Here is a 14,984-nt window from a genome sequence, read left to right on the forward strand (position 1 = left end):
GCAATTGCTGCATGCGATGAAGATCGCCGTCGTCGCGCCCAGTTGCCCGCTCAGCCCGATCGCCGCCGAGCGCGTGGCCGCCATCCTCGCCGAGCGCGGCGGGGCAGCCCTAATGGTCCATCCTCAATGTTTCTTCTCCGACGGACACTTCGCCGGAAGCGATGCCGCGCGGTTGGCGGCACTGCGCGAGGTGATGGCCGACGAGACGGTGGACGCGGTCTGGTTTGCGCGCGGAGGCTATGGATCGAACCGGATTGCCGAGGCGGCGATGGCCGACCTGCCACCGGCGGCGCGGTCCAAGACGTATTTGGGCTTTTCGGACGGGGGCTTCCTGCTTGCCGCCTTCGACCGCGCTGGCCTGCAGGTCGCGCATGGGCCGATGGTGCAGGACGTGCTCCGGGACGGCGGAGCGGACGCGGTTCGCCGTGCGCTCGATTGGCTGATCGATCGCGACCCGGCATCGCTTGAGGGCGGACTTTCACCGACGCGGCGCTCGATGGCGTTTAACCTGACCGTCCTGTCGAGCCTGCTGGGCACACCGCTCGAACCGGACTTCACCGGTGCCGAGCTGCTGATCGAGGATGTCGCCGAGCATGAGTATCGGATCGACCGGATGATGTTCCACGTCACCAGCAGCGCGGCGGTCGCGCGATGCGCCGGCATCCGGCTGGGGCGCATCACCGAAGTGCCGGACAACGACCCGGTCTTCGGCAAGGACGCCGAAGCGATCGTTCGCGAGTGGTGCGGACGCAGCGGAATTGCCTATCTGGGGCCGGCCGATATCGGTCACGACGCGGCGAACAAGGTCGTCCCGTTCCGCCCTGCGCTCGACTGAGCGGGCCTCTTGCGTCGCCCCTCTTGCAAGGGGGTGCCGTTTGCGCTCTACCACTCTGCAGAACAACAGGAGGGCCTCATGGCAAAAGCAGCATCAAGCGGTACCGGTCGTAAAGCAGGTGGCGGTCTCGCCCGCCCGGTGACCCCGTCGCCCGAACTCGCAGCGGTGGTCGGATCGGACCCCTTGCCGCGCAGCGAAGTGGTGTCGAAGGTTTGGGATCACATCCGCAAGAATAACCTCCAGAATCCGCAGAATAAGCGGGAAATTCTGGCCGACGACAAACTGAAGAAAGTCTTCGGCGTCGACAAGTGCACGATGTTCGAAATGAACAAGCACCTGTCGAAGCACCTCAGCTAAGACAGCTTCTTCCGCTCATCGGCGGGAAACGAAAAACGGGGTCTGCGGCCAAGTCGCAGGCCCTTTTTTCATGCCCGAGTGATTCGTTTCAGCGGCAGCCGCGCCAACCGGTCGCGCCGCGAGATGCCTGATCGAAGTGAAGATGGTCGGCATGCGCCGCATTATAATCGGGCGACAGGACGGTGGAGAACAGGTCGCAGGCGCCATCGCGAACGTCGCGAAGAAAGGCTTTTTCGTCCACCTTGCCGTTCCAGTTGCCGAGAAGGGTGATGCGGCGGCCGTCGGCCAGGCGGAAAGCGACGATGTCGACCGCATCGGCGGTGGCATGCTCGCTGAACGGGCCGTCGCTGCGCCCGTAGAGACGCCGGCAACTGTAGCTTCCCGCATGGTCGATGCGCGTGACGCGGCTGTCGAAATGGCGACGCGCGGCGAGCTGGACCACATCGTGTTCCCAGATCGCCAGTGCCGCCGCGACCGGGCAGGCGGTGACCAGTCCATCGGGCCGGAAATCGATCGACCGGTCGGTTTCGGGCGTCAGGCGCACGCCGTCGTCGTAACCGCACTGGCCGCCTTCGGCCGACCGGGGCGGGGCGGCGACCTCCGCGAAGCCGGCAGCGTCCAGTAGGGCTTTGCACGCCGGACCGTCGTCGGTGAGCGCGGCGAGCTTGCGACCGGTAAAGGGCCCCACCGGATCGTCGAGGCTTAGCGGCGTCCAGGGGAAGCGTTCGGGCTCTTCGACCACCACCCGCTGATATTCGCGCCACCCGAGGAAGAGTGCGCCCACCAACAGGAGGATCGTCAGCCAGCATCCGATCCGGGCGCTGCGGGGTTTAGGCACGAAAGGCGGTCGTGAGCGGTTCGAACAAGATCGGATAGCCGCGATCGCCGGGAATGCGGACGTGAGGCACGCCGTCGATGTCCTCGACCCACGGGATGATTGTATCGAGCGAGTGATCCTTCGCATCTTCGATCGCGGCGGTCAGCAGGCGATGCCGCGCCAGCCGTTCCAGGTTACGTTTGGTCGGGAAGATCGCGTGGGCGTCGCCGCGCTCGATCCGCTTCAGAATGTCTTCTGGCGATGCCCACTCGGCGGCGACGCACTCGCCGGGTTGTGGCGTGGTCGGCCAATCGCCCTTAGGCGAGGGCGCCAGATAGAAGATCGTGTCGAACTTCCGTGGCTGCTTGAATGCCGGCATCCATCGCGCGAACGGCACGAGCAGGTCGAGGTCGAGGCGCAGCCCCATCGTCGCGATCGCGTCGGCGAAGTCGTCGCCGGCGAGTAGTCGCCGCTGAAGTTCGGGACCGGCCTCGGGAGCGGCGTCCGCAGCGACCAACACCGCGCTCTCCTCGACCGTTTCGCGAATCGCGGTGATCTTGGCCGCCTCATCGGGCGAGCCCAGTTCCGCAGCGAATCGACGGTCGGCGTTATCCACCCGGCCGCCGGGAAAAACGGTCGCGCCAGCCGCGAAAGCCATGCGCGACGACCGCTCCACTACGAGAATTCGCGGATCGGCGAAAGTGGGAGTGGGGTCGCGCCAGACGATCAGGGTGGCGGCGGGAATGGCGTCGTCGTGCATGAAGCCTGCTGTAGAAGCTGTTCGATCCAAAGAAAAAGGGCCGGCAGCCCGAAGGCGCCGGCCCTTCCTTTTCCACCCCCCGGAAGGGATGGTATGGCTTACATCGCGTTGACGTCGGCCGGGGTCGTCGCGGACGCGTTCACGTCTGCGTCGTCGATGGCGTCGGCCTTGCGGTCGCCTTCGGCTTCAAGAGCGTCAGCCTGGTTCTCGAGGGCAGCGGCTTCACCAGTGTTGGCGGTGTTGTCGGCCATCATTTCGAGGTTGTCGGCGGCGGCTTCATAGTTGTCCTCGACGTTGTCGGCGAGGGTGTCGTCGCCCTTACCGCCACAAGCGGCCAGAGCGAGAGCGGAAGCGCCAACCAGCGCGAACGAAAGCTTCTTCATTGGAAAAATCCCCTTTTAATCGTGTGGTGGCGCAGCGCCGTCCTCACATGAGCGGTTCAAACGCAACCACATCCGTAACGGTTCCCCGGAAGCGTCGCTTTTGTCAATCGCTTGTCTCGCGGAGCAGAGGAGCCTATCTTGGCCATGCCGGGCAACCGGCTACGTCGGTAGATGATTGGGTGGAATAGGCATTTCGGACCCGGGGGGCAGTACCCCGGCGCCTCCACCACCAGCGGATCATGCGAATTTTTCAATTCGGGTTGGCTGCTGATGGGGGCGAAATAGGATCGACGAGTGCAATAAAGTCCCAGTTGCCGATCGGTATGAGACCACCGCGACGGCTCATTCACACAAGTGCCAACGATAACGAGGCTCTTGCGATTGCCGCGTAACCCAATGCCTCACGGTATAGGTTACTAGGACAAAAGCGCGGTCGGACCCCACCGGGCAACAGAAGGGGAATCCAGCGGCCTCCAGGGGAGCCGGGCAACAGAATCCCCTGGACTATTTCCGTCATCGCCGACGCCTGATTGCCAGCGCACGTCCACGACGTTCGCGGTGGTTTACGGGCGTTTGCGTAGCTCGTCGCGGATTTCGCTAAGCAATTCGACCTCGGTCGGACCGGCGGGCGCTTGGTCGGGACGGCGAATCAGGCGGTTGGCGTAGCGGACGATCAGGAAGATGATGAACGCCAGGATCAGGAAGTTGATCACAACGGTCACGAACTGCCCCCAGCCGAGGACCGCGACGCCCGCCGCCTTCAGCGCGGCATAGCTGGTCGGATCGCCCTGAAAGGTTTCGGGGATCGGGCCGAGCACGGTGAAGTAATTGGCGAAATCGAGCCCGCCGAAGATCGCGCCGACAACCGGCATGATGACGTCGTCTGTCAGGCTGGCAGTAATGGTGGCGAAGGCCGCGCCGATGATGACGGCGACGGCGAGGTCGAGGACGTTGCCCCGGGCAATGAAGGCCTTGAATTCGGTCAGCATCGCGTTGCTCCCTGTTCCAGTGGCGAAGGAATCCAATCTATCGCATCGGCAGGTGATTGAAAGACGTAACACACTCCCCTAGATTCACTGCCTTGCATATGGGCTTTTAGGGGGCCGCACCGATGACTGCATTCTCTCGTACCGCTTTGATCGCACCGATTGCCGCGCTTAGCCTTGCCGGCTGCGGCCTCAATTCGGTTCCGACCGCCGAGGAAAACGTCAACGCCAAGTGGGCCGACGTTCAGAGCGAATATCAGCGCCGTTCCGATCTCATCCCGAACCTCGTCGAGACCGTTCGCGGTTATGCCAAGCAAGAAGCCAGCGTGCTCCAGCAGGTCACCGAGGCGCGTGCGAGCGCAGGCCGGGTGACGCTGAGCGCCGAGGACCTCGACGATCCCGCCAAGGTGCGCGCCTTCAACGAGGCGCAGAATCGCCTGACGCAGGCGATCATCCCGCTTCAGCGGCTGCAGGAAGCCTATCCCGACCTGAAGTCGAACCAGAACTTCCTGACGCTGCAGAGCCAGATCGAGGGCACCGAGAATTCGATCCTGGTGTCCCGCCGCGATTATAACGAGGCGGTGCAGGCCTATAACACCCGCATCCGGACCTTCCCCGACGCGATCGGCGCGAAGATCTTCTACGGCGCCAAGCCCAAGGTCCCGTTCGAAGCCGCTGCGGGCGCCCAGGAAGCGCCCAAGGTCGATTTCGACACGACGGGCTAAGATGGTCCGTTTCCTTGCCGGCGTGTGGCTGGCGGTGCTCCTTGTCGCCGCCCCCGCTGCCGCGCAGACCTTTCCGAAGCTGACCGGGCGGGTCGTCGACCAGGCCGGGCTGTTACAGCCTGCGCAGGTCGTCGACCTGACCAGCAAGTCGGAGGCCCTGGAGGCGGCGACGGGACGGCAGTTCGTGGTCGCGACCGTCCGCAGCCTCGAAGGGCGGACGATTGAGGACTATGGTTATCGGCTGGGCCGGGCGTGGGGCATCGGCGACGCCCAGGAGGATGACGGCGTAATCCTTCTGGTCGCGCCGAACGAGAAAAAGGTTCGGATCGAGACCGGATATGGTGCGCGCGTCTTCCTGACCGATGCGGTGTCGAGCGTGATCATCCGCGAGGCGATCCTTCCACGCTTCAAGGAAGGCGACATGCCCGGCGGGATTACTGCCGGTGCAGACCGGATCATCGAAACGATGCAGCTGCCCGCGGCCGAAGCGGCCAAGCGCGCGCAGGATATCGGCGCGGCCGAGGCGCGCCGGTCGGACCGCGGGGTCAATCCGATCCCGGTCATGGCCATCGTCATCATCTTCTTCGTCATCCTGACCAGCATCGCTCGCGGCGTTCGTGGCGGTCGCAAATATCGCAAGCGCGGAGGCTTCGATTCCGGCGACGCGGCGGTAATCCTGTGGGGCCTCGACGCCATTTCGCGTGGGTCGCGTGGCGGCGGCTGGGGCGGTGGTGGCTTCGGTGGCGGCGGCGGCTTTGGCGGCGGCGGCGGTTTTTCGGGCGGCGGCGGCGGCTTCGGCGGCGGCGGCGCTTCGGGGGGGTGGTGATGGACGTGATCCGGCTGAGCGCCGACGACCATGCCCGCGTCAGCACGGCGATCGCGGCGGCGGAAGCGAAGAGCGATGGCGAGATCGTCGCGATCGCGACCGACCTGTCGGACAGCTATCATGACGTCGGGCTTCACTGGGCGGTGTTGGCGCTGTTCGTGTCGCTTGGCATCTTCGCCGCGATGCCCGGTTGGCTGGAGGGCGCGCGCGACCTGATCAGTGGTTGGGCGGGCGAGCCTGCCTTGCGCGACCTGCTGACCCTGCAGCTGTTCGTGGCGCTGCTGGTGTTCCTGCTTGTGCTGTACGCATGCAAATGGATGCCGCTTCGGCTGGCGCTGACTCCTGCCTCGACCAAGCTGCGCCGCGTACGCCGCCGGGCGATCATGCTGTTCAGGACGGGCGCGGAAAAGCGGACGATCGGCCGCACCGGCATCCTCATTTATCTGTCGACGGCGGAGCATCGCGCCGAGATCGTGGCCGACGAGGCCATTACCTCGGTGACCAATGCCGACACGTGGGGCGAGGCGATGGCGGCGCTGCTTGCCGAGGTGAAGCAGGGGCGGCCCGCGGACGGAATCGTCGCGGCGATCGGCTTGATCGGCGAGGTGCTTGCCCAGCATTTCCCCAAGACCGCCGGGGACAGCAACGAAATCCCAGACAAGCTGATCGAATTGTGACTGCCGAATCGATGTGGCTCGGCCGCTACGTCGAGGTGGTGCGCGAGGGTCGGTGGGAATATGTCCGCCGCGTCGGTGGGGTCGGCGCGGTCGTGATCCTGGCGGAGCATGAGGGCCAGGTCGTGCTGATCGAGCAGTATCGGGTGCCGCTCGGCCAGCGCTGCATCGAGCTTCCCGCCGGGCTGGTCGGCGACGAGGACCCCGACGCGGGCGTCGACGATACTGCGATCAAGGAATTGGAAGAGGAGACCGGCTTCACCGCCGAGCGAATCGAGCGGGTCGGCTTCTTCCATTCGTCGCCGGGCATGGTGTCGGAAGGCTTCACGCTGGTTCGCGCCAGCGGGCTTCGGCGCATCGGCGAGGGGGGCGGGACCGAAGTCGAGGAGATCGTCGTCCACCTCGTGCCGCGCGCGGATATTCCTGCCTTCCTCGACTCCAAGCGCGGCGAAGGCTGCGCGGTCGACGTGAAACTGCTGTTGTTGCTGGGGCCGTCGGTCCTGACCGACTGATCAGTCGAGTTTGGCGGTTCGCGTCTGCGCCAGCGCGAGCTCGGCCAACGGCTCCAGTTTCTCGACCATTGCGGCTGCATGGGCCGAGGAGGCGTTTCCGCGAACGACTCGTCCCTTGATGCCGTGCAGGATCGCGGCGAGGCGGAACATGACGAACACCGCGAGATAATCGACGTCGGGCAGTCGCTCGCGGCCGGTGCGGCGGCAGTAAGCGGCGATATAGTCGGCCTCGCTCGGGATACCGAGCGGCTCCAGGTCGATACCCGCGAGCCCCGCGAAGATCGACGAGGGCATGCGGTACATCATCAAATGATAGACGAAGTCGGCCACCGGATCGCCGAGCGTCGACAATTCCCAGTCGAGCACCGCGACGACGACCGGGGCGGCGGGATCGAAGATCATGTTGTCGCAGCGAAAGTCGCCATGCACGACACGCGAGTCGCCCCGGTCGGGCGGGGCATGCGTGCCGAGCCAGTCGACCAGCGCGTCCATCTGGGGCAGGCGGCCCGCGTCGGTGTCCGCCAGGTACTGCTTCGACCAGCGCGCGACCTGTCGCTCGACGAAGCCCGCAGGACGTCCATAATCGCCGAGGCCGATCGCGGCGGGATCGAAGGAGTGAAGCTGGGCGATGGTGGCGTTCATCGCGTCGAAGTGCGCGGCGCGTGTCGCCGGATCGAGGCCGGGGAAATGCGCCTCCCACACGATCCGTCCCTCGACCATGTCCATCACGAAGAAGGGCGTGCCGATGACGCCTTCGTCCTCGCAAAGGCCATGGACGTGCGGCACCGCGAAGCCCTTCGCGCCCAGGGCGCTCATGACCCGCGCCTCGCGGTCGACGGCGTGGGCGCCGGGCAAAAGCTTGCCGGGCGGCTTGCGGCGAAGGACGTAGGACTTGGCCGGAGTGTCGAGGCGATAAGTCGGGTTGGACTGTCCGCCCTTGAACTGGCTGACACTCAGCGGGCCGGCGAAGCCGTCGACGTGATCTCTCATCCAGCGACCGAGCGCGTCGACGTCGAAGCGAAGCCGCTCGCTGACGTCGCGTGTGCCGCTGTTCGCTTCGGTCCTGTCCATGACAAAAGCCTAGACGCGCTTTCGCGCCGCGCAAGGTGAACGATGACGATGGTTCGGCGTTAATCCGCGCATGGCCAAGATCGTTCACCTTTCCGACGTCCATTTCGGTGCCCATGACGACCGCCTTGTCGAGGCGGTCGAGCAGCGCATCGACGACACCAAGCCCGACCTCGTCGTCGTCAGCGGCGACTTCACGCAGCGCGCGCGCAAGGAACAGTTCGAACTGGCCTGCGACTTTTTGGGCCGACTGAGAGGCGCGGGGCATGAAGTGCTCGCGGTCCCCGGCAATCACGACATTCCGCTCTACGATGTCCTGCGGCGATTCCTGTCGCCACTGACTCGGTACAAGCGCTTCATCGACGAGACGTTGTGTCCGTTTCACGAGCTACCCGATGCAGCGGTGCTCGGCATCAACACTGCCCGGTCGCTGACCATCAAGGACGGGCGGATCAACGACGAGCAGGTGTCGATGATCGAGCAGACCTTCCAGCGCGTGCCGGAAGAGACGACCCGGATCCTGGTGACCCACCACCCGCTGTTCGCGCTGCCCGTCGGCGATGGCCCGGAGCTGGGGAAGGCGATTGGCCGGCAGAAGCTGGCGCTCGGCGTCGTGGCAAGCGCAGGCGTAGACCTGCTGCTGGCCGGGCATAATCACCGCGCTTCGTCGCATCATGCGACCGACCTCGTCACCGGCGCGGGATCGGCGCTGGTCATCCAGGCGGGGACCGCAACCTCGACGCGGCTGCGCGACGAAGAGCAGAGCTTCAACATCATTGAGACCGGCCTAGGAACGGCCAAGCTGAAGGTGCAGGCGTGGGACGGGACGGGTTTCGCCAGCCGCGATGCGACCCGGTTCGTCCGGCGCGGAGAGCATTGGGAAACCGAGCAAGGCGAAGAACTGACCGAAGCCGCGACCTGACCGCTTGCAGCGTACGGCACGCTGCGCCAGAGCAGGGGGCATGCAGCTTCCTCAATTCGATCTCGCCGATTTCGTCGACCGCGTCCTTGCCGAGGATTTGGGATCCGGCGGGGACGTGACGTCACGCGCGACCATCGACTCGTCGGCGCGATTCACGGCCGAGATGAATTGCCGCGAACCGATCGTGGTCGCGGGCATCGACATCGCCGCGGCCTTCTTCCGCGCGCTCGATCGCGAGGTGCGGATTGAAAAGCTCGTGAACGACGGGAACGCGGTTCCCGCCGGGACGGTGCTGATGCGCCTGGACGGCAACGCGCGTGCAATGCTTGGGGCCGAGCGAAGCGCGCTTAACACACTCCAGCATCTGTCAGGGATCGCGACGCTCACCCGTCGCTATGTCGACACCATCGCCGGCACCGGCGCCACTTTGCTCGACACGCGAAAGACCATCCCGGGCCTGCGCCTGCTCGGCAAATATGCGGCGCGAATGGGCGGGGCGGACAATCACCGGATGCGGATGGATGACGGCCTGTTGATCAAGGACAACCATGTCGGCGTCGCGGGCGGAGTCATCGAAGCGGTCCGCGCCGCCAAGGCGTTCGACAGCGGCCTCCAACTCCAGGTCGAAGTGGACCGGCTGGATCAGATCGAGCCGGCGATCGAAGCGGGTGCGGAGCGATTGCTGCTCGACAACATGATGCCCGACATGCTGCGCGAAGCGGTGGCGATCGTTGGCGGACGTGTGCCTCTAGAAGCCTCGGGCGGGGTCAATCTCGACACGATTCGCGCCATCGCCGAAACCGGCGTCGACTTCATCTCGGTCGGTCGGATCACCCAGTCGGCGCCCGCGGTCGACATCGGCCTCGACTTCACGCTCCAAAGCTGAGGCCCCAAGTGGAAATCGGGCCCACTTTCCTGTAGGGTCCACGTTGGCCCGACGGGTCACTTCCCGTGCCCCGACGCGCCCATGCCGGCGCCCGACGCTTCCGCCGTGTGCCGGCCGCAAGCGAGGGGAGTGTGATGATGGTCAACAACATGGGTCCTGCCGACCGAGTCGTACGCGGCATCGCAGCGGTGATCCTGGCGTTGCTGGTATGGGCGCAGCCGATCGAAGGCTGGTTCGGCTGGCTGCTGATTGCGATCGCCGTCTACCTGCTGGCAACGGCAGTGCTGGGGAGTTGCCTGATCTATCGAGCGATCGACATCGACAGTCACGTCCACGGCGAAAAAGACGAGCGGCTGTCGCTGTAGAAATGAAAAAGGCCCGGCATCGCTGCCAGGCCTTTTCCTTTCGTCGATCTGACGTGGGTCGGATCGCTTAGTCGTCGTCGCGCTTCAGGAACGCGGGGGCGAACTCGGGCGCAGGGCCGTTGTCGCTGTCCTCACGTTCGCGGCGCGGACCGCGATCGCCGCGGCCTTCACCGCGCGGACCACGGTCGCCGCCGTCACGGCGCGGACCACGGTCGCGATCGCCACCACGACCACCGCCGCCATCGCGGCGCGGGCCACGATCGCCACGGGGACCGCGGTCGCCACGGTCGCCGCCTTCACGCGGTTCGCGTGCGGGGCGGGTGTCTTCCAGCTCGGCGCCGGTTTCCTGATCGACGAGACGCATCGACAGGCGAACCTTGCCGCGCTGGTCGACCTCGAGCAGCTTGACCTTGACCTCCTGGCCTTCGGACAGGACGTCGCGAACGTTCTCGACGCGGTCGTTACGGATTTCCGAAACGTGCACCAGGCCATCCTTGCCAGGCATGAAGGTCACGAACGCGCCGAAATCGACGATGTTGGCGACCTTGCCGGTGTAGATGGTGCCGGGCTCCGGCTCGGCCACGATGCCGTGAATCCACTGGCGAGCGGCTTCGATCTGCGAGACGTCGCTCGACGAGATCTTGATCACGCCTTCGTCGTCGATGTCGACCTTGGCGCCGGTCGTCGCAACGATTTCGCGAATGACCTTGCCGCCCGTTCCGATGATTTCGCGGATCTTGTCCTTGGGCACCGACATGGTCTCGATGCGCGGCGCGTGGGCCGACATCTCTTCGCGGGTGTGGTCGAGCGCCTTCGCCATTTCGCCCAGGATGTGCGCGCGGCCTTCCTTCGCCTGGCCCAGAGCAACCTTCATCACTTCCTCGGTGATGCCGGCGACCTTGATGTCCATCTGCAGGCTGGTGATGCCTTCCGACGTACCGGCAACCTTGAAGTCCATGTCGCCAAGGTGATCTTCGTCACCAAGGATGTCGCTGAGAACCGCGAAATCCTTGCCTTCGAGGATCAGGCCCATGGCGATGCCCGCGACCGGACGCTTGAGCGGAACGCCGGCGTCCATCATCGACAGCGAGCCGCCGCAGACGGTGGCCATCGACGAGGAGCCATTGCTCTCGGTGATGTCGCTGAGAACGCGGATCGTGTACGGGAATTCTTCTGGCGACGGGAGCATCGGGTGCAGCGCGCGCCATGCGAGCTTGCCGTGGCCCGTGTCGCGACGCGACGGGGCGCCGAAGCGACCGACTTCACCGACCGAGTAGGGCGGGAAGTTGTAGTGCACCATGAAGCGCGAGTAGCTCAGGCCTTCGAGGCCGTCGATCATCTGCTCGGCGTCCTTTGTGCCCAGCGTGGTGCTGCAGATCGCCTGCGTTTCGCCGCGGGTGAACAGTGCCGAACCGTGGGTGCGCGGCAGGAAGCCGACCATCGCCTCGATCGGACGAACGGTCTTGGTGTCGCGGCCGTCGATGCGGCGGCCGTCCTTGAGGATCGCACCGCGAACGACGTCGGCCTCAAGCTTCTTCACCAGCTTCAGCGTGCCGAGGTATGCGGCCGGATCCGACGTTTCGAGATCGGCGAACGCTTCGCGGGCCTTTTCGCGCGCCGCGTTGATCGCGGTCTGACGAGCTTGCTTGTTGGTCAGCTTGTAGGCGGCCTCGAGATCGGCGCCGATGACGCCCTTGAGCTTCGCCTTGGTCTCGGCCTTGTCGTCGAGCAGGTCGAGATCCCACGGATCCTTCGCGGCCTTTTCGGCGAGCTGGATGATGCCTTCGCAAACCTTTTTCGAGGCGGCGTGCGCGAACATCACCGCGCCGAGCATAACGTCTTCCGAAAGCTCCTTGGCTTCGGATTCGACCATCATCACCGCGTTGGGCGTTCCGGCGACGACGAGGTCGAGTTCGCCCTCGGCAACCTGCGAATTGGTCGGGTTGAGGATATATTCGCCGTCGATGTAGCCGACGCGCGCGGCGCCGATCGGGCCCATGAAGGGAACGCCGCTGATCGTCAGCGCGGCCGACGCGGCGCACATGGCGACGATGTCGGGCTCATTCTCTCCGTCGTACGACAGGACCTGCGCGATCACGAGGACTTCGTTGTAGAAGCCTTCCGGGAACAGCGGGCGGATCGGGCGATCGATCAGGCGGCTGGTCAGCGTTTCCTTTTCGGTCGCGCCACGCTCACGCTTGAAGAAGCCGCCCGGGATACGACCGGCGGCGGAGAATTTTTCCTGGTAATGGACGGTCAGCGGGAAGAAGTCCTGACCCGGCTTGACGCTCTTCGCGGCGGTGACGGCGCACAGCACGACGGTTTCGCCAAGGGTCGCCAACACGGCGCCGTCGGCCTGGCGGGCAACTCGGCCCGTTTCGAGCTTGAGGGTCTTGCCGCCAAGATCGATTTCCACGGTTTTGATATCGAACATAGTTTTTCCTTCGCTCGGCCGCCGGATGCGGGCGAGTTCATCATCCCCACCCACGAAGAATTCGTGGGATCCCGGGGTTGCGGGCGATCCGGCCCGCGGCGGGTCGAGGCGCTGCGGCCTCTGATGAACGCCCCACCGAATTGCGGGGCGCCCGATAGGACAAGGGCGCCTCTAGGGCGCCCTTGGTTGTTACTTGCGGAGGCCGAGCTTGGCGATCAGGTCGCTGTAGCGTTGGGCATCCTTGCGCTTGAGGTAATCGAGCAGGCTGCGGCGCTTGTTGACCAGCATCAGCAGGCCGCGGCGCGAGTGATTGTCCTTCGCGTGCGTCTTGAAGTGCTCTGTCAGCGTTACGATGCGGCTGGTGAGGATGGCCACCTGGACTTCGGGCGAACCGGTGTCGCCGTCGTTCTGGGCGTGTTCCTTGATCAGTTCCTGCTTCTTCTCAGCGGTAATCGACATCGTCAAACTCCTTGAAATCTATAGGTTGAACCCGCGAACGACCTTGCAGCCGTCGTCAGAAACCTCGACCAGCGCGACCGGCGTTTCGCCGTCTTTCGCAAGATGAGGTCCCTTGCCGGGGATCCCGAACAGCACCTGCCCCTGTCGGAGCAGACGGGCCTGTTCGGGGGTGACGGGGAGGGCCGGGATGTCGTCCAGCCCCGCGTCGAGCGGGAGAACCGTCCTCGTCAGTGCGCGCGCCTTAGCGGCTTCGTCCAGAAAGTCCAGCGATATTGCCTTTTCGAGGCCGAACGGACCCGCCCGCGTTCGTCGAAGCATGGTGACGTGCCCGGCCGTACCAAGCGCCAGCGCAATGTCCCGAGCAAGGCTGCGGATGTAGGTGCCTTTGGACACCGTGGCCGAGAGGGTGACGGCATCGGGCATCGGGCTGCCGTCGACGACCCTGAGGTCGAGAATGGTGACCGAGCGGGTCGCCAGTTCCACATCGGCACCCTCGCGTGCAAGGTCGTAGGCGCGGCGGCCATCGATCTTCAACGCGGAGTAGGCGGGCGGCACTTGCTCGATCGGCCCGGTGAAGCGCGCAAGGACCGCCTCGAGATCGCTCAGCGTCGGCCGGTGGTCGCTGCTGGCGATGACGTCGCCCTCAAGGTCGAGCGTGTCGGTCTGCGTCCCGAAGTGGACGGTGAAATCGTAGGCCTTGGTCGCGTCGAGCATCCGGCCGGCGAGCTTGGTCGCTTCTCCGAGCGCGATCGGGAGCACGCCCGTCGCGAGCGGGTCGAGCGTTCCCCCATGGCCGACCTTGACCTTGGGCTCGCCCGCGGTGCGCAAGGCGCGCTTGACCGCAGACACCGCCTGCGTCGAACCCAGCCCAAGCGGCTTGTCGAGAATGATCCAGCCATGAAGCGCCATGGGGCGCCCGATAGACAACCCCTCTGGCTTTGACCATAAGCCGAGCCGACGTGACCCGACCATCGAGCGCCCTTCCGCCGCCGCATCAGGCCCCTGCGAAGCGCGCATGATCGGCCGGGAACGCTTCAAGCGGCTGGCGTTGCGCGAATATGCGCCGCTCGCATTGACAGTCGCCTTGTGGGCGACCGTCGTGCTTATTCTTGGACACGCCGACGCCGCCCGCCTGTTGGCCGCGTCGGTGATGATCCGGGCGATCCAATTTCTGACCCGAGTATCGACCACACCATCGCTGCGCGCACGGGCAGGGGCGGCAAAGCCGATCCGTCAGCAGGCGAAGAAGCTTGCGCGGCTGGCGCAGGGCGGCTGCCTGTTATTGGCGCTCGGGCTCGTCGGGGGGCTGTTCAAACTCCTGCAGGCCCTCGACCAGGACCAGATTGCGACATTCCTACTGCTCATCGCGGTTGGGATGCCGTCGCGGGTGATCCGCTTCAGCGACGTGAAGTCGGACTCGCCGTACTATCGACTGGCGTTGGCCGGCGGCGGGCTCGCTTTGGCGTTGCTGGCGTGGGCCGCGGGCTGGCATGCGGTCGGGATAGGGCTGGCGTTCGGAATCAGGGAGTGGATCGCGTTGGCCGTGATCCGCTTCTGGCCGAAGACGAAGCGGCTTCCCGCCAGCCCGCGCGAAACACCGCTCGACTGGCCGGAACTGGCGAGATCGTCGATCATCAGCGGGCGCAAGCTCATCACCTACCGATTGTCGAAGATCGCGTTGACCGTCTTCGGCCCGATCGGCAACTTTGCCGCGCGGACCGGCCGGGGGATGGGCTGGCACGCGCGGATCGAGCCTTACCTTCCGCATCGCCTCTCGGGCTTCATCGCCATGTCGCTAGCGACGGCGACGGGGGCCTTTCTGCTTGCGCTCAAAAGTGGAGAGCCGGCTGCGATGATCGTGGCGGCGGGGCTGCTTCAGCTTGCAGGATCCTCGGCGAACATCGCGCTGCTGTGGCGCTACCTTCCCGACCGCGCCGACCCCGGGCTCCTGCTCGAGGATGAGGACGACGAGTAA

At 65.3% G+C, this 14,984-nt stretch carries 18 protein-coding genes and 1 other RNA gene; 11 read left to right on the plus strand and 8 right to left on the minus strand.

Annotation, left to right across the window (positions count from 1 at the left end):
- Positions 1 to 16: 16 nt before the first annotated feature.
- Both SH584_RS11000 and SH584_RS11005 read left to right on the plus strand, forming a co-directional pair.
- A complete protein-coding gene (locus SH584_RS11000) occupies positions 17 to 835 on the plus strand; it encodes an LD-carboxypeptidase (protein ID WP_324807048.1) in 819 nt (272 codons plus the stop codon).
- 78 nt (positions 836 to 913) lie between these two features.
- Positions 914 to 1,192, plus strand: a complete 279-nt coding sequence (locus tag SH584_RS11005) for an SWIB/MDM2 domain-containing protein (RefSeq protein ID WP_322841065.1) — start codon at positions 914 to 916, stop codon at positions 1,190 to 1,192.
- A gap of 88 nt (positions 1,193 to 1,280) precedes the next feature.
- On the opposite strand, the gene SH584_RS11010 is transcribed toward SH584_RS11005, so the two are convergent.
- The 3 genes from SH584_RS11010 to SH584_RS11020 form a co-directional block, all read right to left on the minus strand.
- Entirely contained in the window at positions 1,281 to 2,030 is a 750-nt protein-coding gene (locus SH584_RS11010) for an extensin-like domain-containing protein (protein WP_416385132.1), read from the minus strand.
- Positions 2,023 to 2,769, minus strand: coding sequence for an NUDIX hydrolase (locus tag SH584_RS11015; RefSeq protein WP_324807050.1), 747 nt, complete (start codon positions 2,767 to 2,769; stop codon positions 2,023 to 2,025). Before SH584_RS11015 ends, SH584_RS11010 begins: the two co-directional genes overlap by 8 nt.
- A gap of 98 nt (positions 2,770 to 2,867) precedes the next feature.
- Positions 2,868 to 3,152 (minus strand): hypothetical protein, encoded by a 285-nt coding sequence (locus SH584_RS11020; RefSeq protein ID WP_324807051.1) that lies wholly within the window; start codon positions 3,150 to 3,152, stop codon positions 2,868 to 2,870.
- A gap of 107 nt (positions 3,153 to 3,259) precedes the next feature.
- Between SH584_RS11020 and ssrA the strand changes: the two genes are divergently transcribed.
- Positions 3,260 to 3,618, plus strand: a transfer-messenger RNA (tmRNA) gene (gene ssrA, locus SH584_RS11025).
- Positions 3,619 to 3,715: 97 nt separating this feature from the next.
- On the opposite strand, the gene mscL is transcribed toward ssrA, so the two are convergent.
- Complete coding sequence (mscL, locus tag SH584_RS11030) at positions 3,716 to 4,141, minus strand: large conductance mechanosensitive channel protein MscL (protein WP_324807053.1); 426 nt, start codon at positions 4,139 to 4,141, stop codon at positions 3,716 to 3,718.
- A 122-nt stretch (positions 4,142 to 4,263) separates the two neighbouring features.
- Here mscL and SH584_RS11035 point away from each other — a divergent pair, with 122 nt between their 5' ends.
- From SH584_RS11035 to SH584_RS11050, 4 genes are read left to right on the plus strand one after another with little or no spacing between them, the layout of a single operon-like run.
- Positions 4,264 to 4,863, plus strand: coding sequence for a LemA family protein (locus SH584_RS11035; RefSeq protein WP_322841061.1), 600 nt, complete (start codon positions 4,264 to 4,266; stop codon positions 4,861 to 4,863).
- 1 nt (position 4,864) lies between these two features.
- Positions 4,865 to 5,689, plus strand: a complete 825-nt coding sequence (locus SH584_RS11040; RefSeq protein WP_324807056.1) for a TPM domain-containing protein — start codon at positions 4,865 to 4,867, stop codon at positions 5,687 to 5,689.
- Positions 5,689 to 6,366: a TPM domain-containing protein gene (locus SH584_RS11045; RefSeq protein ID WP_324807058.1), complete on the plus strand. Its 678-nt coding sequence runs from the start codon at positions 5,689 to 5,691 to the stop codon at positions 6,364 to 6,366. Before SH584_RS11040 ends, SH584_RS11045 begins: the two co-directional genes overlap by 1 nt.
- On the plus strand, positions 6,363 to 6,875 hold the full coding sequence (locus SH584_RS11050; RefSeq protein ID WP_324807060.1) for an NUDIX hydrolase: 513 nt from the start codon (positions 6,363 to 6,365) through the stop codon (positions 6,873 to 6,875). The genes SH584_RS11045 and SH584_RS11050 overlap by 4 nt, the downstream gene beginning before the upstream one ends.
- Here the strand turns inward: SH584_RS11050 and SH584_RS11055 are convergent, their stop codons facing one another.
- The gene (locus tag SH584_RS11055) at positions 6,876 to 7,946 is read right to left on the minus strand and encodes a phosphotransferase family protein (RefSeq protein WP_324807062.1); all 1,071 of its coding nucleotides are present in this window, start codon (positions 7,944 to 7,946) and stop codon (positions 6,876 to 6,878) included.
- A gap of 70 nt (positions 7,947 to 8,016) precedes the next feature.
- On the opposite strand from SH584_RS11055, the gene SH584_RS11060 reads away from it, so the two are divergent.
- From SH584_RS11060 to SH584_RS11070, 3 genes are all read left to right on the plus strand, one after another.
- Positions 8,017 to 8,865: a metallophosphoesterase family protein gene (locus SH584_RS11060; protein ID WP_324807064.1), complete on the plus strand. Its 849-nt coding sequence runs from the start codon at positions 8,017 to 8,019 to the stop codon at positions 8,863 to 8,865.
- 40 nt (positions 8,866 to 8,905) lie between these two features.
- Positions 8,906 to 9,751 (plus strand): carboxylating nicotinate-nucleotide diphosphorylase, encoded by an 846-nt coding sequence (gene nadC / locus SH584_RS11065; protein WP_324807066.1) that lies wholly within the window; start codon positions 8,906 to 8,908, stop codon positions 9,749 to 9,751.
- A 137-nt stretch (positions 9,752 to 9,888) separates the two neighbouring features.
- Entirely contained in the window at positions 9,889 to 10,116 is a 228-nt protein-coding gene (locus SH584_RS11070; RefSeq protein ID WP_324807068.1) for a YgaP family membrane protein, read from the plus strand.
- A 67-nt stretch (positions 10,117 to 10,183) separates the two neighbouring features.
- Here the strand turns inward: SH584_RS11070 and pnp are convergent, their stop codons facing one another.
- The 3 genes from pnp to truB all read right to left on the minus strand — a co-directional run bounded on the left by pnp (position 10,184) and on the right by truB (position 13,918).
- Positions 10,184 to 12,550, minus strand: coding sequence for a polyribonucleotide nucleotidyltransferase (gene pnp, locus SH584_RS11075; protein WP_324807069.1), 2,367 nt, complete (start codon positions 12,548 to 12,550; stop codon positions 10,184 to 10,186).
- A gap of 189 nt (positions 12,551 to 12,739) precedes the next feature.
- A complete protein-coding gene (rpsO, locus tag SH584_RS11080) occupies positions 12,740 to 13,009 on the minus strand; it encodes a 30S ribosomal protein S15 (RefSeq protein WP_322841052.1) in 270 nt (89 codons plus the stop codon).
- 18 nt (positions 13,010 to 13,027) lie between these two features.
- On the minus strand, positions 13,028 to 13,918 hold the full coding sequence (truB, locus tag SH584_RS11085; protein ID WP_324807073.1) for a tRNA pseudouridine(55) synthase TruB: 891 nt from the start codon (positions 13,916 to 13,918) through the stop codon (positions 13,028 to 13,030).
- A 106-nt stretch (positions 13,919 to 14,024) separates the two neighbouring features.
- Here truB and SH584_RS11090 point away from each other — a divergent pair, with 106 nt between their 5' ends.
- Complete coding sequence (locus tag SH584_RS11090; RefSeq protein ID WP_324807075.1) at positions 14,025 to 14,984, plus strand: hypothetical protein; 960 nt, start codon at positions 14,025 to 14,027, stop codon at positions 14,982 to 14,984.

It is taken from the genome of Sphingomonas sp. LY29 (assembly GCF_035593985.1).
In the GTDB taxonomy this organism is placed as follows: Bacteria; Pseudomonadota; Alphaproteobacteria; order Sphingomonadales; family Sphingomonadaceae; genus Sphingomicrobium.

What these genes read in the sequence shown, in the direction of transcription:
- pnp (WP_324807069.1), bottom strand. Translation starts at nt 12,550, where the DNA reads ATGTTCGATATCAAAACCGTGGAAATCGATCTTGGCGGCAAGACCCTC.
- truB (WP_324807073.1), bottom strand. Translation starts at nt 13,918, where the DNA reads ATGGCGCTTCATGGCTGGATCATTCTCGACAAGCCGCTTGGGCTGGGT.
- rpsO (WP_322841052.1), bottom strand. Translation starts at nt 13,009, where the DNA reads ATGTCGATTACCGCTGAGAAGAAGCAGGAACTGATCAAGGAACACGCC.
- SH584_RS11045 (WP_324807058.1), top strand. Translation starts at nt 5,689, where the DNA reads ATGGACGTGATCCGGCTGAGCGCCGACGACCATGCCCGCGTCAGCACG.
- SH584_RS11040 (WP_324807056.1), top strand. Translation starts at nt 4,865, where the DNA reads ATGGTCCGTTTCCTTGCCGGCGTGTGGCTGGCGGTGCTCCTTGTCGCC.
- SH584_RS11060 (WP_324807064.1), top strand. Translation starts at nt 8,017, where the DNA reads ATGGCCAAGATCGTTCACCTTTCCGACGTCCATTTCGGTGCCCATGAC.
- SH584_RS11000 (WP_324807048.1), top strand. Translation starts at nt 17, where the DNA reads ATGAAGATCGCCGTCGTCGCGCCCAGTTGCCCGCTCAGCCCGATCGCC.
- SH584_RS11055 (WP_324807062.1), bottom strand. Translation starts at nt 7,946, where the DNA reads ATGGACAGGACCGAAGCGAACAGCGGCACACGCGACGTCAGCGAGCGG.
- SH584_RS11015 (WP_324807050.1), bottom strand. Translation starts at nt 2,769, where the DNA reads ATGCACGACGACGCCATTCCCGCCGCCACCCTGATCGTCTGGCGCGAC.
- mscL (WP_324807053.1), bottom strand. Translation starts at nt 4,141, where the DNA reads ATGCTGACCGAATTCAAGGCCTTCATTGCCCGGGGCAACGTCCTCGAC.
- SH584_RS11070 (WP_324807068.1), top strand. Translation starts at nt 9,889, where the DNA reads ATGGTCAACAACATGGGTCCTGCCGACCGAGTCGTACGCGGCATCGCA.
- SH584_RS11005 (WP_322841065.1), top strand. Translation starts at nt 914, where the DNA reads ATGGCAAAAGCAGCATCAAGCGGTACCGGTCGTAAAGCAGGTGGCGGT.
- SH584_RS11090 (WP_324807075.1), top strand. Translation starts at nt 14,025, where the DNA reads ATGATCGGCCGGGAACGCTTCAAGCGGCTGGCGTTGCGCGAATATGCG.
- nadC (WP_324807066.1), top strand. Translation starts at nt 8,906, where the DNA reads ATGCAGCTTCCTCAATTCGATCTCGCCGATTTCGTCGACCGCGTCCTT.
- SH584_RS11035 (WP_322841061.1), top strand. Translation starts at nt 4,264, where the DNA reads ATGACTGCATTCTCTCGTACCGCTTTGATCGCACCGATTGCCGCGCTT.
- SH584_RS11020 (WP_324807051.1), bottom strand. Translation starts at nt 3,152, where the DNA reads ATGAAGAAGCTTTCGTTCGCGCTGGTTGGCGCTTCCGCTCTCGCTCTG.